Source organism: Arthrobacter sp. Z4-13, from assembly GCF_054792705.1.
On the sequence record NZ_CP096459.1, the window covers coordinates 2220304 to 2235166 of the forward strand.

At 63.8% G+C, this 14863-nt stretch carries 10 protein-coding genes and 2 tRNA genes; 2 read left to right on the top strand and 10 right to left on the bottom strand.

The window, feature by feature from the left end; translation table 11 throughout:
* Position 1: 1 nt before the first annotated feature.
* Positions 2 to 3322, bottom strand: coding sequence for an isoleucine--tRNA ligase (gene ileS / locus M1E07_RS12015; protein ID WP_461186930.1), 3321 nt, complete (start codon positions 3320 to 3322; stop codon positions 2 to 4).
* A 324-nt stretch (positions 3323 to 3646) separates the two neighbouring features.
* Positions 3647 to 4405: an SDR family oxidoreductase gene (locus M1E07_RS12020; protein WP_461186931.1), complete on the bottom strand. Its 759-nt coding sequence runs from the start codon at positions 4403 to 4405 to the stop codon at positions 3647 to 3649.
* A gap of 128 nt (positions 4406 to 4533) precedes the next feature.
* On the opposite strand from M1E07_RS12020, the gene valS reads away from it, so the two are divergent.
* Positions 4534 to 7155: a valine--tRNA ligase gene (gene valS / locus M1E07_RS12025; protein ID WP_461186932.1), complete on the top strand. Its 2622-nt coding sequence runs from the start codon at positions 4534 to 4536 to the stop codon at positions 7153 to 7155.
* Between the two features lie 340 nt (positions 7156 to 7495).
* Here the strand turns inward: valS and M1E07_RS12030 are convergent, their stop codons facing one another.
* From M1E07_RS12030 to M1E07_RS12055, 6 genes are all read right to left on the bottom strand, one after another.
* Positions 7496 to 8125: a mycothiol-dependent nitroreductase Rv2466c family protein gene (locus M1E07_RS12030; RefSeq protein WP_461186933.1), complete on the bottom strand. Its 630-nt coding sequence runs from the start codon at positions 8123 to 8125 to the stop codon at positions 7496 to 7498.
* 102 nt (positions 8126 to 8227) lie between these two features.
* Complete coding sequence (gene clpX, locus M1E07_RS12035; RefSeq protein ID WP_461186934.1) at positions 8228 to 9508, bottom strand: ATP-dependent Clp protease ATP-binding subunit ClpX; 1281 nt, start codon at positions 9506 to 9508, stop codon at positions 8228 to 8230.
* Between the two features lie 175 nt (positions 9509 to 9683).
* A complete protein-coding gene (locus M1E07_RS12040; RefSeq protein ID WP_461186935.1) occupies positions 9684 to 10343 on the bottom strand; it encodes an ATP-dependent Clp protease proteolytic subunit in 660 nt (219 codons plus the stop codon).
* A gap of 36 nt (positions 10344 to 10379) precedes the next feature.
* Positions 10380 to 11003, bottom strand: a complete 624-nt coding sequence (locus M1E07_RS12045) for an ATP-dependent Clp protease proteolytic subunit (protein WP_461190389.1) — start codon at positions 11001 to 11003, stop codon at positions 10380 to 10382.
* 259 nt (positions 11004 to 11262) lie between these two features.
* Positions 11263 to 12645 carry a trigger factor gene (gene tig / locus M1E07_RS12050; protein ID WP_461186936.1) on the bottom strand — a complete coding sequence of 461 codons (1383 nt, stop codon included), beginning with the start codon at positions 12643 to 12645 and terminating at the stop codon, positions 11263 to 11265.
* 82 nt (positions 12646 to 12727) lie between these two features.
* Positions 12728 to 12802 (bottom strand) — tRNA-Pro (locus M1E07_RS12055).
* Positions 12803 to 12954: 152 nt separating this feature from the next.
* Here M1E07_RS12055 and M1E07_RS12060 point away from each other — a divergent pair.
* A tRNA-Gly gene (locus M1E07_RS12060) sits at positions 12955 to 13028 on the top strand.
* 349 nt (positions 13029 to 13377) lie between these two features.
* Here M1E07_RS12060 and M1E07_RS12065 read toward each other — a convergent pair.
* Positions 13378 to 14316 (bottom strand): Fpg/Nei family DNA glycosylase, encoded by a 939-nt coding sequence (locus M1E07_RS12065; RefSeq protein WP_461186937.1) that lies wholly within the window; start codon positions 14314 to 14316, stop codon positions 13378 to 13380.
* Complete coding sequence (locus M1E07_RS12070) at positions 14316 to 14810, bottom strand: ribose-5-phosphate isomerase (RefSeq protein ID WP_461186938.1); 495 nt, start codon at positions 14808 to 14810, stop codon at positions 14316 to 14318. The genes M1E07_RS12065 and M1E07_RS12070 overlap by 1 nt, the downstream gene beginning before the upstream one ends.
* Between the last annotated feature and the right edge of the window lie 53 nt (positions 14811 to 14863).

Here is a 14863-nt window from a genome sequence, read left to right on the forward strand (position 1 = left end):
TTTACGCCTCTACTTTTTCGACGGCGACAGCCGGTTCTGCGATGTCCGCGGGTTCCGCCCTGAGGTCTACGGTGAGGGTCTCGCCCTTGACCAGGTCAGCGTTGGCGAGCAGGGCGTCGACGACGTTCTGCTGGGCAGTCACGGAGGTCCGGATCCGGTCGCTGACATTCAGTCCGGCGTCCTTGCGGGCCTGCTGGATGGCGCGGACCATGTCGCGGGCCAGGCCTTCGGCTTCCAGCTCGGGGGTGACCTCGGTGTTGAGGACCACGAAGCCGCCGGTGGGCAAGACTGCGACGGAGGCGGACCCGCCGTCGTTCTCTGCCACCACTGTTTCCAGCGTGTATTCCTGCGGTTCCAGTTCGAGGCCGCCTGCGGTGACCACACCGGCGTCGGAAACCGACCAGTCACCGGATTTCGAGCCCTTGATGGCCAGCTGCACGTTCTTGCCCAGGCGCGGTCCGGCAGCACGTGCGTTGACCACCAGCTTCTGCTGGATCCCGAACTCCTCCGGTGAGGCGGTCGCCGCGTCCAGCAGGCGCACCGAGCGGAGGTTGAGCTCATCGGCGACGACGGCGGCGAAGCCTTCCAGGGCATCGGCACCGGGTGCCACCACAGTGAGTTCCTGCAGCGGCAGGCGGACGCGCAGGTTTGCGGCCTTGCGGAGCGAGGAACCGCTGGAACAGATCTGCTGGACCTTGTCCATAGCCTCCACCAGGTCCGGGTTGGCCGGGAACAGGTTGGCATCCGGCCAGTCGGCCAGGTGCACTGAGCGGCCGCCGGTAAGGCCGCGCCAGATTTCCTCGGAGACCAGGGGCAAGAGGGAAGCTGCAACGCGGGAGACGGTTTCCAGCGCGGTGAACAGGGCGTCGAAGGCGTCCTGGTCCTCGTCGAAGAACCTCTGGCGGCTCCGGCGGACGTACCAGTTGGTGAGCATGTCCAGGTAGCTGCGCAGTTCGTCGCAGGCGCCGGAGATGTCGTAGGTGTCCAGCTGCACCGTCATGTTCCGGACCAGTTCGCCGGTGTTGGCCAGCAGGTACTGGTCCAGCGTGTCGGCGTAACCGTCGTAGCGGAGCCTGGCGTCATACCCTGCGCCGCCGGAAGCGGCGTTCGTGTACAGCGTGAAGAAGCTGTAGACGTTCCACAGCGGCAGGATGACCTGGCGGACGCCGTCGCGGATTCCCTGCTCGGTGACCACCAGGTTGCCGCCGCGGAGGATGGGGCTGGACATCAGGAACCAGCGCATGGCGTCGGAACCGTCGCGGTCCAGCACCTCGGAGACGTCCGGGTAGTTGCGCAGGCTCTTGGACATTTTCTGCCCGTCGGAGCCCAGCACGATGCCGTGGCTGATGACGTTGCGGAACGCAGGCCGGTCGAACAGTGCCGTCGACAGGATGTGCAGCATGTAGAACCAGCCGCGGGTCTGGCCAATGTACTCCACGATGAAGTCGGCCGGATTGTGCGTATCGAACCAGGCTTCGTTCTGGAACGGGTAGTGCACCTGGCCGTACGGCATGGAGCCGGAGTCGAACCAGACGTCCAGCACGTCCTCAACGCGCCGCATCACTGACTGACCCTCTGCCGGAGTGCGGGGATCATCCGGGTTGGGCCTGGTCAGTTCGTCGATGAACGGGCGGTGCAGGTCCACCTGGCCGTCGTTGTTCAGCGGCAGGCGCCCGAAGTCCGCCTCGATCTCCGCCAGGGAGCCGTACACGTCGGTGCGGGGGTATTCAGGGTCGCTGGACTGCCACACGGGGATGGGACTGCCCCAGTAACGGTTGCGGCTGATGGACCAGTCGCGGGCGTTGGCCAGCCACTTGCCGAACTGGCCGTCCTTGACGTTGCCGGGGATCCAGTTGATCTCCTGGTTCAGTTCGGACATCCGGTCCTTGAACTTGGTGACCTCCACGTACCAGGAGGAGACTGCCCGGTAGATCAGCGGGTTGCGGCACCGCCAGCAGTGCGGGTAGCTGTGCTCATAGCTGGCCTGGCGGACCAGGCGGCCCTGGGCCCGCAGCACCTGCGTGATGGGCTTGTTGGCTTCGAAGACCTGCAGGCCCACGATGTCATGCAGGTCGCCGTGCTTGAACAGCGGGAGGAATTTCGCTCCCTCGTCGACGGAGAGGATTACCGGGATGCCGGCTTCCTCGCAGACCTTCTGGTCATCTTCACCGTACGCGGGAGCCTGGTGGACGATGCCGGTGCCGTCGGTGGTGGTGACGTAGTCGGCCACGAGGATCCGCCAGGCATTCTCCATGCCGTACTTTTCGTTGTCGGCGAAGTCCTGCCACAGCGGCTGGTACGCCAGGCCTTCCAGCTCGGTACCGGTGTGGGTGGATACGACGGCGGCCTGTGCTGCGTCGAAGTCGTCGTACCCCAGGTCCTTGGCGTAGCTGGCCAGCAGGTCCGCGGCGAGCAGGAAACTGCCGCTCACCGGTGCGTCGGCGGAAGCGGCCTTGATCCCGTTGGGCCCCGCCGGCAGCACGGCATAGGTGATGGAAGGCCCGACGGCGAGCGCGGCGTTGGTGGGAAGCGTCCAGGGCGTGGTGGTCCAGGCGAGCGCCTGCACGCCGGCCAGCTGCCGCGACAGATTGGACTCCCCTGCGGTGATGGGAAAGGTCACCGTTACGGTCTGGTCCTGGCGGTTCTTGTAGACGTCGTCGTCCATGCGCAGCTCATGGTTGGACAGCGGCGTCTCGTCCTTCCAGCAGTAGGGCAGCACGCGGTAGCCGTTATAGGTCAGGCCCTTTTCGTGCAGCTGCTTGAAGGCCCAGAGGACGGACTCCATGTACTCAACGTTGAGGGTCTTGTAGTCGTTGTCGAAGTCCACCCAGCGCGCCTGGCGCGTGACGTAGTTGCGCCATTCGTCGGCGTACTTCATCACAGAGGCGCGGCAGGCGTCGTTGAACTTGTCGATGCCCATGGCTTCGATCTGGGTCTTGTCCGTCATGCCGAGCTGCTTCATGGCTTCCAGCTCCGCAGGCAGGCCATGGGTGTCCCAGCCGAAGCGGCGCTCCACGCGCTTGCCGCGCTGGGTCTGGTAGCGGCCCACGAGGTCCTTCGCGTACCCGGTCAGCAGGTGGCCGTAATGCGGCAGGCCGTTGGCGAACGGCGGGCCGTCATAGAAAACGAATTCGTTGCTGCCGGGTTCACCGCCGGGGGCGTCCGCACTTCGCTGGTCGATGCTGGCCTGGAAGGTGCCGTCCTGATCCCAGTACTTGAGGATGCGCTCTTCGATTTCCGGGAACTTCACGGAAGCGGAAACGCCGGCACCGCTGGAGGAGGTGCCACTGGTGGAGGCAGAGGCCTTGGGGTAATACGTCATTCTCGACATCCTGGGTTGAGCTTGGCGAACTTCCGGCTTGCGCCTTTCAGTTCCGTTCAGGATGCGAGGACGGTTGCCGTGTTGTCCGCCGGACTACACGCTCACCGCGGTACCACCTCACTTACCGGCGCTGCCAGTTCCCGGGGGAACGTGCCTGCTCCGGCCTCTCATTACTGCTGTGACGGGCTTACCCGTCCGGTTCTACTGACGCTTCCCCCCTTGCCGGTGGTTTGCGCGTTCTTCCGGAAGCTCACCGGTGATAGCCGGGTCGTAGCCGCTTACGAGTCTACTATTCCCACGGCCGGGCCACCAATAAGGGAAGCGCTAGCCCTTGCGGATCAGTTTGTGGTTCGCCGCCTGTGCCACCGGCCGGATCACAATCTGGTCCAGGTTGACGTGGTGCGGCGCCGTCACGGCGTACCGGACCACCTCCGCCACGTCTTCTGCCGTGAGCGGCTTCTCCACTCCCTGGTAGACCTTTTCGGCAGCCTGCCGGTCACCCAGCCGGTTCAAGGCGAATTCCTCGGTGTAAACCAGGCCAGGGGCCACTTCGATAACGCGGAGATTGTTTTCCACTTCCTCGAGCCGCAACGCCCCGGTCATGGCATGCTGGGCGAACTTCGCGGCGTTGTAACCGCCCCCGCCCTCGTACGCTGACAGCCCGGCCGTAGAGGTCAGGTTCAGTACCGTCCCTTCGCCGTGGGCGCGGAGCATCGGCAGGAATGCGCGGGTGAGCTTCATGGTGCCCAGCACGTTGACCCGGTACATCCACTCCCAGTCCTCCGTGCTTGCGTCGCCAATGGCGTCCGCTCCCCTGGCTCCGCCGGCAATGTTGACCAGGGTGTCTATTCCCCCCGCTTCGGTCACCCGGGCAACCAGCCGGGACACGTCGTCGTCCTCGGAAATGTCAGCAGGAATCGCGACGGCGCCTGTCTCGGCTTCGAGGTCGGCAAGGCGTTCTGCCCGGCGGGCCACGGCAAACACTGTCCACCCTTGGGCGGCAAGGGCGCGGACTGCTGCTTCCCCGATTCCGCTGCTTGCGCCGGTTACCAAAGCTGCCTTTTTCTGGAAGTCCTGAGTCATGGCACCACCCTAGCGGGAGCCGCCCGCAGAAGGTCCGGAGGCATGTCGCCAGATGACACCGGCGCCAACGCTGGCCGCCGGAGCCGCTGCCGACAGGCGGATGAGTCCGTCCATGGAACAATTGGCAGATGGCTGAAGACAATCAGGGTACAGACACGCCCAACACCGCCCCCATCAACGTTCCGGACAAGCCGGCCCTCGAAGGCCTTGAAGCTGCCTTGACGCAGCGCTGGCTTGCCGAAGGGACCTACAAGTTCAACCGGGACACCACCCGGGAGCAGGTCTACTCGATCGACACTCCCCCTCCCACCGCCTCCGGATCACTGCACGTGGGACACATGTTCTCCTACACCCAGACAGACGTGCTGGCCCGCTACCAGCGCATGACCGGCAAGAACGTTTTCTACCCGATGGGCTGGGACGACAACGGCCTGCCCACCGAGCGACGCGTGCAGAACTACTACGGCGTCCGCTGCGATCCCTCCATCCCGTACAACGCCGACTACCAGCCGCCGGCACAGCCTGCGAAAAACCAGCGGGACTTCGACGTCGTGTCCCGCCGGAACTTCATCGAACTGTGTGAAGAGCTCGCTGTCGAGGACGAGAAGGTTTTCGAAAACCTGTTCCAGACGCTTGGCCTGTCCGTGGACTGGGAGCTGACCTACCGGACCATCGACGATAACTCCCGTGCCGTCTCGCAGCGCGCCTTCCTCGCGAACCTCGCCGCCGGTGACGCCTACATGGCCGAGGCACCAACACTCTGGGACGTGACGTTCCGTACGGCGGTGGCCCAGGCCGAGCTGGAAGACCGCGAGGTGCCCGGGGCGTACTACCGCTACCCGTTCTTCACCGAGGACGGGGAGCGGATCTACATCGAGACCACCCGTCCCGAACTGCTGGCGGCGTGCGCCGCGCTGGTGGCCAATCCCGACGACGAACGGTACCAGCCGCTGTTCGGCAAGAAGGTCACGTCCCCTGTTTTCGGCGTCGAGGTCGAAGTCAAGGCGCACCCGCTTGCCAAAGCGGACAAGGGCTCCGGCATCGCCATGGTGTGTACCTTCGGCGACCTGACGGACGTGACCTGGTGGCGCGAACTGCAGCTTCCCACCCGCGCCATTGTGGGCCGGGACGGCCGGATCATCAGCGAGGCTCCCGAGTGGATCACCACCGACATCGGCCGTGAAGCCTTCGCCGCGATTGCGGGCAAGACCGTCTTCAGCGCCAAGGAAGAGGTGGTGAAGCTCCTCACCGCCGCCGACCTGCTCGAGGGCGAGCCCAAGAAGATCATGCACCCTGTGAACTTCTACGAAAAGGGCGACAAGCCCCTTGAAGTTGTGACCTCACGCCAGTGGTACATCCGCAACGGCGGCCGGGACGAGGACCGCCGGGAGCGGCTCATCGCCCGCGGGCAGGAGATCGACTTCCACCCCGCCTTTATGCGCTCACGCTACGAGAACTGGATCTCCGGCCTGAACGGTGACTGGCTGGTGTCCCGCCAGCGCTTCTTCGGTGTGCCCATCCCTGTCTGGTACCCATTGGATTCCGACGGCAACCCGGACTATGACTCCCCCATCGTGCCGTCGGACGCACAGCTCCCGGTGGACCCGGCCGCGGACGCCGCTCCCGGCTTCGATGAAGCCCAGCGCGATGTTCCCGGCGGCTTCACCGGCGACGCCGACATCCTGGACACCTGGGCCACGTCCTCCCTGACACCCAAGATCGTGGGCGGCTGGAAGCGGGACGAGGACCTGTTCGCCAAGGTGTTCCCGTTTGACGTCCGCCCCCAGGGCCACGACATCATCCGGACCTGGCTGTTCTCCTCGGTGGTCCGCGCGGATGCCCTGGAGAACAGCGCGCCGTGGAAGCACGCTGCCATCTCCGGCTGGATCCTCGATCCCGACCGCAAAAAGATGTCAAAGTCCAAGGGCAACGTGGTGGTCCCCACCGACGTGCTGGAGGAATACGGCTCCGACGCCGTCCGCTACTGGGCCGCTTCAGCGAAGCTCGGAGCCGATACCGCCTACGAGATTGCCCAGATGAAGATCGGCCGCCGCCTGGCCATCAAGCTGCTGAACGCCTCGAAGTTTGTCCTGAACCTCGGCGCCACAGAGGCGTCCGTACTGTCCGGTGACCTCTCATTGCTGACCAACCCGCTGGACCGGGCCGTACTTGCCCAGCTCGCCGAGGTTGTGGCCCAGTCCACCAAGGCGTTCGAAAACTACGATTACGCCCGCGCACTGCAGATCACCGAAAGCTTCTTCTGGCAGTTCACGGACGACTACGTGGAGCTCATCAAGGACCGGGCCTATGGCGCCGCGGGCGAGGCCGAACAGGCTTCCGTGCTTGCAGCGCTGGCCACCACCCTGGACACCCTGCTCCGGCTGTTCGCGCCGTTCCTGCCCTTCGCTACCGAAGAGGTCTGGGGGTGGTGGCGCAACGGTTCTGTCCACCGCGCCCAGTGGCCTGCCCCGCTGGACGTGCGGGGCGGTGACACCACGATGCTTGCCACCGTTGGAGTTGCGCTGAGCGGTGTCCGCAAGGCGAAGTCCGAAGCGAAAGTTAAGCAGCGTACGGAAGTTCTCTCGGCCACCATCACGGCTTCGGAGGCGCTGACCACGCAGCTGAAAGCGGGCCTTGGGGACCTAAAGGCCGCGTCCAACGCCCGGGAAATCACCGTCCTGGTGGGCGACGGCGACCTCACTGTCAGCGACGTGGCGCTGGCTGCCACAGAGGAGCCGGCACAGGCCTGACCCGATCTCAGCCTGTTTTAGGGCAAAGGGGAAGCCCCATCAGCGTTTTGCCGTTGGTGGGGCTTCGACTTTCGGCCATTCCGGTGACGTCTTTAATGGTCTGGCAGAATCCTCGGATCTTCAGGTCTTCCTACCTCGTCACTGGTAGCTTGCTTCTGACTTTGCCGATGGCTGCGTCGAAGACATATCACTGAATCTTTGGTTTCTGCGTCCCACTTCTTTCGAAGTGGGTAAAGACCATTCTTGTCCTGCCCATCTGCAAGCGCAAGAGCCCCGGCAGAACTACAGGCGGGTAGTTCTACCGGGGCTCTTGGGCCCTGCCCGGCTGGCAGGATCAGTCCTAGTCGAATTCAGGCCGCTCGGAGCGGCTGCGCTTGAGCTCGAAGAAGTGCGGGTAGGAGGCAAGTGCCGTGGTGGCGTCCCACAGCTTGCCCGCAACCTCGCCGCGCGGAATGCGGGTGAGGACCGGGCCGAAGAACGCGGTTCCGTTGAAAGCCACCACAGGCGTACCAACGTCCTGGCCCACCAGGGAGATGCCTTCCTCGTGGCTTGCGCGCAGCTGGTCATCAAAGGCGTCAGTGGTGGCTGCTGCTGCCAGCCCGGCAGGAAGACCGCATTCCGCCAGCGCCTTGGTGATAACAACGGAGCGGTCCTTCTCGCCGCGCTCATGGATCAGCGAACCCATGGCGTCATACAACGCCTTGACCGCTTCCTGGCCGTGGTCCTGCTGTGCCGCGATAATCACGCGGACCGGGCCCCAGGCGTTGTCCATGGACTCGCGGTACGCGGGCTCCAGGTCGCGGCCCTCATTCAGGACGGCAAGACTCATTACATGCCATACAGTTTCGATGTTCCGCACGGCCTCCACTTCGCCGATCCAGCGCGAGGTGATCCAGGCGAAGGGGCACAGCGGATCGAACCAAAAGTCCGCCTTGTTCTGTGCAGATCCGGTGGTGGCAGCTTCTGTCATGGGAGATCCTTCCAGATGGCTGGCCGCGCAGAACGCAGCCATAAACAGCGTGGTGGGTACAGCGCCTCGGTCAGGCAGATATCGCAGTCAGTTCGCCCCGGATCAGGCAGTCTTCCGGCGCTTGGTGACGTGCGGGATCATGGTTGGCTCCGCGCCGTTCAGGACGACGTCCTCCGTGATAACCACACTGGCGACGTCTTCGCGGCTGGGAAGATCGAACATTACCGGGAGCAGCACTTCCTCCATGATGGCGCGCAGACCGCGGGCACCGGTGCCGCGCTCGAGTGCCTGCTCGGCGATGGCGTCCAGGGCGGTGTCATCAAACACCAGTTCCACGCCGTCAATCTGAAACATCTTCTGGTACTGCTTCACCAGGGCGTTCTTGGGCGTGGAGAGGATCTGGATCAGGGCGTCGCGGTCCAGGTTGGATACGGTGGTGATCACGGGGAGCCGGCCGATGAATTCGGGGATGAGTCCGAACTTCAGCAGGTCCTCCGGCATCACTTCACCATAGGAGTCGATCTTCTTGCTGGCCTCGTTCAGGGGTGCGCCGAAGCCGATCCCCTTCCGGCCGGACCGGGAGCCGATGATCTCCTCGAGGCCGGCGAAGGCACCGGCCACGATGAACAGGACGTTGGTGGTGTCGATCTGGATGAATTCCTGGTGCGGGTGCTTCCGGCCGCCCTGCGGAGGAACGGAGGCAACAGTGCCCTCCAGGATCTTCAGCAGCGCCTGCTGGACGCCCTCGCCGGAGACATCACGGGTGATCGAGGGGTTTTCGCTCTTGCGGGAAATCTTGTCGATCTCGTCGATGTAGATGATGCCCTGCTCGGCTTTTTTGACGTCATAGTCCGCGGCCTGGATGAGCTTGAGGAGGATGTTCTCCACGTCCTCACCCACGTAGCCGGCCTCGGTCAGGGCCGTGGCGTCAGCTACCGCAAAAGGCACGTTCAGGCGACGGGCGAGCGTTTGGGCGAGGTACGTCTTTCCGCAGCCGGTGGGTCCGATAAGGAGGATGTTCGACTTGGCGATTTCGACGTCGTCGTGGTGGCCGCCCTCGGCCAGGCTTCCCGACTTCGGCGCGTGGCCTGCCTGGATCCGCTTGTAATGGTTGTAGACGGCGACGGCGAGGGAGCGCTTCGCAGGCTCCTGGCCGATGACGTACTCCTGCAGGAAGTCGAAGATTTCACGCGGCTTGGGAAGCTCGAAGCTGCCAAGATCGGCAACCTCCGCAAGTTCCTCTTCGATGATTTCGTTGCAAAGCTCAATGCATTCATCACAGATGTAGACACCGGGCCCGGCAATGAGCTTGCGCACCTGCTTCTGGCTCTTTCCGCAGAAAGAGCACTTCAGCAGATCCGTGCTCTCGCCAATCCGAGCCATATGTGAACCCCTTAGTATCTTGCTGCCAGGCAGCCTTGCACCGTTGCTGGAATCTCCACCAGCCTGCTTGGACCGGTTGTGACAACATCCACTCTAGGTCACATTCGCTTCCGAGGGTGGAAGGGAAAGGCCGGTGGAGCCAAATGATTGGCGCCACCGGCGCTTTACTTCGCCGCTACCTCGTGATGGCCTGCGGTTTGATCTTCCGTGAATCCAGGACCTGGTCGATCAAGCCGTAGGCCTGGGCTTCGTCGGCGGTGAGGATCTTGTCGCGCTCGATGTCGTTGTTGACCTGCTCGGACGTCCGTCCCGAGTGGTGCGCCAGCGTGTCCTCAAGCCAGGAGCGCATACGCATGACCTCGGCGGCCTGGATCTCAAGATCCGAGGCCTGGCCGCCCTGTCCTCCGGACAGTGCCGGCTGGTGGATCAGGACGCGCGCGTTCGGCAGGGCGAGGCGCTTGCCGGGCGTGCCGGCGGCCAGCAGGACTGCAGCAGCACTTGCCGCCTGGCCCAGGCATACGGTCTGGATCTCCGGGCGGATGTACTGCATGGTGTCGTAGATGGCCGTCATGGCGGTGAAGGAACCGCCCGGCGAGTTGATGTAGATGGTGATGTCGCGGTCCGGGTCGGTGGACTCCAGGACCAGCAGCTGCGCCATGACGTCGTCAGCCGATGCGTCATCCACTTGGACACCGAGGAAGATGATGCGGTCCTCGAAGAGCTTGGTGTACGGATCCTGGCGCTTGAAGCCGTAGGGCGTGCGCTCCTCGAACTGGGGCAGGACGTAGCGGCTGGACGGAAGATTACCGGCGGACCACCCGAAGTTGTAGTTCATTTTTGTTGCTCCTGATCTGAGTGTTCTTGTGCCGGTTTAGTTCGCGGAGGCTGATTCGCCCGAGGTGCCGTTCGACGTGCCGCCGCCGCCGGCAACAGATCCTGCGTGCGCGGCGATCTTGTCGAAGAAACCGTAGTCAAGCGCTTCCGTGGCAGTGAACCACTTGTCGCGGTCGTTGTCCTTGAGGATGGTGTCCACGGTCTGGCCGGTCTGCTCTGCCGTGAGCTCGGCCATGACCTTCTTCATGTGAAGGATGAGTTCGGCCTGGATCTTGATGTCGGAGGCCGTGCCGCCGATGCCGCCGGACGGCTGGTGCATCAGGACGCGAGCGTTCGGCGTGGCGTACCGCTTGCCCTTCGTGCCGGAGGAAAGCAGGAACTGCCCCATGGAGGCGGCAAGTCCGGTGGCGACGGTGACGACGTCGTTCGGGATGAACTGCATGGTGTCGTAGATCGCCATGCCTGCCGTGACGGAACCGCCGGGAGAGTTGATGTAAAGGTAGATGTCCTTTTCCGGGTTCTCAGCAGAAAGGAGGAGGAGCTGCGAGCAGATGGCGTTTGCGTTCTCGTCACGCACCTCTGAGCCCAGCCAGATGATCCGCTCCTTGAGGAGGCGGTTGTAGATGTAGTTGTCCTGGGCTGCAGGATCGACAGTAGCCATCCGGGGGGCCTCTGCGTGCTGTGACATGTGTACTTACCTCTCACTGGTGACGGTGACATCACTGAAAATCTCTACTTGGACACTAACCGGTTTCACCGACGTTTTGTTCGCGCACCGTGGGCTGTTCGCTGACGGCGCACGATCGGCGGGCCCCTTGCGGAAGCAGGCCCGGATCCTATGCAAAACGGCCCCCGGATCAATGGATCCGGGGGCCGTTAACAACTGCTTTACCGCAATGTACTTCGTTTACAGCAAGGAATTAGGCCTTCGCCTCTGCCTTGTCTTCCTCGACAGCCTCAGGCGCTTCGGTCACTGCTTCGTCTGCATCCAGGGCGGGAGCTTCCTCTTCACCACCAGGGCTGACGAAGTCGGTGAGGTCAATGGTCTTGCCCTCGGTGTCGGTCACCGTGGCCTGGCCGAGGACAACAGCCAGGGCCTTGCGGCGGCGGACCTCGGAAACCATCATGGGGACCTGGCCGCTCTGATCGATGATCTGGGCGAACTGGTTGGGATCCATGCCGTACTGGCTGGCGGTGGTGACGATGTAGTCGATCAGCTCGTTCTGGCTGACGTTGACTTCTTCCTTCTCCGCGATGGCGTCGAGGATGATCTCGTTCTGGAAGGCGCGGGCGGTGTTGGCCCGGACTTCTTCACGGTGCTCCTCGGTGTCGTGCTCGCCTTCACCGTGACCGTTGCCCTCCTTGAAGTGGGCTTCGAGCTGCTCTTCGACAACTGAGTCCGGAACGGGAACCTCTACCAGCTCAACGAGCTTGTCCAGGACCTTGTCGCGGGCTTCGACGCCCTGCTCGACGATCTTGGAGTCGGCGGCCTGCTTGGCGAGGTCTTCGCGGAGCTCGGCCAGGGTATCGAACTCCGAAGCCAGCTGGGCGAAGTCGTCGTTGGCCTCGGGGAGTTCGCGCTCCTTGACGGCCTTGACCACTACCTTGACCTGCGATGCTTCACCGGCGTGGTCGCCGCCCACGAGGGTGGTGTCGAAGATGGCGTCTTCGTCGGCGCTGAGGCCGGTGACAGCCTCGTCGAGGCCCTCAAGCATGGTGCCGGTGCCGACCTGGTAGGACAGGCCTGCGGCGGAGTCCACCTCTTCGCCGTCGATGGTGGCGTTGATGTCGATGGTGAGGAAGTCGCCGTCGGCAGCGGGACGGTCCACGGACTTCAGCGTGCCGAAGCGGCCGCGCAGTTCGTCCAGGGCCTTGTCAACGTCTTCATCAGAGGACTGGGCTGCAGCAACCTCAACCTGGATGCCGGCGTAGTCCGGGAGTTCGATCTCAGGGCGGACGTCAACCTCGGCGTGGAACTTCAGTTCACCGTCCGTGGAGGTGGGGTCCGGAACCTCGGTGATTTCCACCTCGGGACGGCTCAAGGGACGGATACCGGATTCCTGCACAGCAGACTGGTACCAGCCGTTGAGGCCTTCGTTGATGGCAGTCTCGAGGACGTAGCCGCGGCCGACGCGCTGGTCGATGAGCTTGGCCGGTACCTTGCCCTTACGGAAACCGGGGACCTGGATCTGCGAAGCAACGGTCTTGTAGGCCTCGTCGATGCTGGGCTTCAATTCCTCAAAGGGGACCTCAACATTGAGCTTGACCCGCGTGGGGGTGAGGTTCTCGACAGCGCTCTTCACGGTCTAAGTACTCCTGGGTTTGTGGGATGGGTTTCTGCAAACGCAATGGTCTTGCCAGGGCCAAGTGGTCCGGGCCGCAGAGTCGGGGTGACAGGATTTGAACCTGCGACTTCCTGCTCCCAAAGCAGGCGCTCTAGCCAAGCTGAGCTACACCCCGTAAGTGCACAGGCAAGTCTACGGTCATACGCGCCGTCTTTGCACATTTGACACGTAGGGCATGAATTAGGTTTAGTTGTATCCGGCTTGAACAGCCAGCCCGAAGTTGCCAGCCTGCCAGGGCCTCACGGAACTGCAGAAGGACCTTCTTTCGGGGACGTAGCTTAATGGTAAAGCCTCAGTCTTCCAAACTGATTACGCGGGTTCGATTCCCGTCGTCCCCTCCAAATACGAAAGGCCCCTCAGTGAGGGGCCTTTTGCGTTAATCCGCAGGACAGCGTGGATTAAGGGCAAACCCGCCATCATCTTCTGCCACATATCGCAAGACGCCCCATCACCTTTTGCCTCAAATCGGGGAACGCGCTATCACTTATGGCGCCTCCCGGAAAAACCTCGTGAACACTGCCCGCGGCAGCACCGCCGTCGAACACCAGCCTGAACTGATGGGGCGTCCCGGGGAAACCTGCAGGACGTGATGGGGCGTCCCGGGGGAACCTGCAGGACGTGATGGGGCGTCCCGGGGAAACCTGCAGGACGTGATGGGGCGTGCCGGTGCGCCGCCTGGGGTGGGCGCGGCTAGGACTGCTGGCAGTACGGGCACCAGTAGAGCTTGCGCGCCACCAGTTCGGCCATCAGCACCTGGGTGCCGCATACCCGGCAGGGCAGTCCGTTACGTTTGTACACAAAGTGGGCATTCTCCCTGGGCGGGAAGGTGCCGCTCTTGAGCGCGGCGTTCTCCGCCGCGGCCTTGGCCGTCCTGCCGTTGCCCGACCAGTACCTGGGCGTTGTGGTGATGATCCGGCCGTCGGCCACGCCATCGTTCATCACCGAGACGACGTCGCGCCACAGCCTGCGTGCCTCAGAGTCCGGAACCTCGCTGCCGGGCAGCCACGGATCGAGGCGCCGCCGGAAAAGGACTTCCGCACGGTACACATTCCCCACTCCGGCTATGACCTTCTGGTCCATGAGCAATGCGGCCACCGGTGTATTGCGGCTTCGAAGAGTCGCGGCAAAACGGCCGGCATCACCCCGGCGGTTGAGCAGTGGATCCGGGCCCAACCGGGCCAGCACGGCGTCGGACTCGGCAGCTGTAATGGTTTCGCAGGTAGTGGCCCCGCGCAGGTCGGCCCAGCCGTTGCTGCCGATAATCCGGACGCGCACGGCTCCCACCGGCGCAGGCGGCCCGGCGTACACGCCGGAGTCGTCACCGTCACCGAAGGTTTCCTGCTCCCCCACCCGGCGCGGGGCACCGATGCTGGAGGACCCTGCAAACGTGCTGTCGCCGCCGAAGGTCCAGGCCCCGTAGAGGCCCAGGTGGACGTGCAGCACCAGCGAGTGGTCAAAATGCAGGAACAGATGTTTTCCGTGGGCCTCGGCAGCAACAAGGGTGTGCCCGTCCAGCAGCGCGGCTCCCCCAATGAACCGGCCCTGCGGGCTGGACACGTTAAGCCGCTGGCCGCCGAAAACGTCCCCGAACTGCCGCGCCAGGCGCCGGAGTGTATGGCCTTCAGGCACTACTCGATGACCTCGCCGGTAGTCTCATAGGCCGCGATTTTGCCGATCCGGCGGACGTGCCGCTCGTCGTTGCTGAAGGGCTCGGCAAGGAAGGCCTCGATCAGCTCCGTTGCTTCCTCCACGGTGTGCTGGCGGCCGCCCACGGCCACCACGTTGGCGTCGTTGTGCTCACGGGCGAGGGTGGCAGTGGAGCGGTTCCAGGCCAAGGCTGCCCGGACGCCCTTGACCTTGTTGGCCGCGATCTGTTCGCCGTTGCCGGAGCCGCCCAGCACGATGCCGAGGGCGTGGACGCCGGCCTGCTGGTCCGCCACCACCGCAAGAGCCGCGTTGATGCAGAACGAGGGGTAGTCATCCAGGGCGTCGTAGACCTTGGGACCGTGGTCCACCACCTCGTACCCCTTGGCGGTCAGGTGGGAAACCAGGTGGGCGCTGAGTTCCATGCCTGCGTGGTCGGTGGCAATGTGGACCCGCGGGAAGGCAGGGGAAGAAGTCACAAGCAGAATCCGTTCGGTGTGGGCGCTGGCGGCCCGCACGGAAGGCGCAGGCC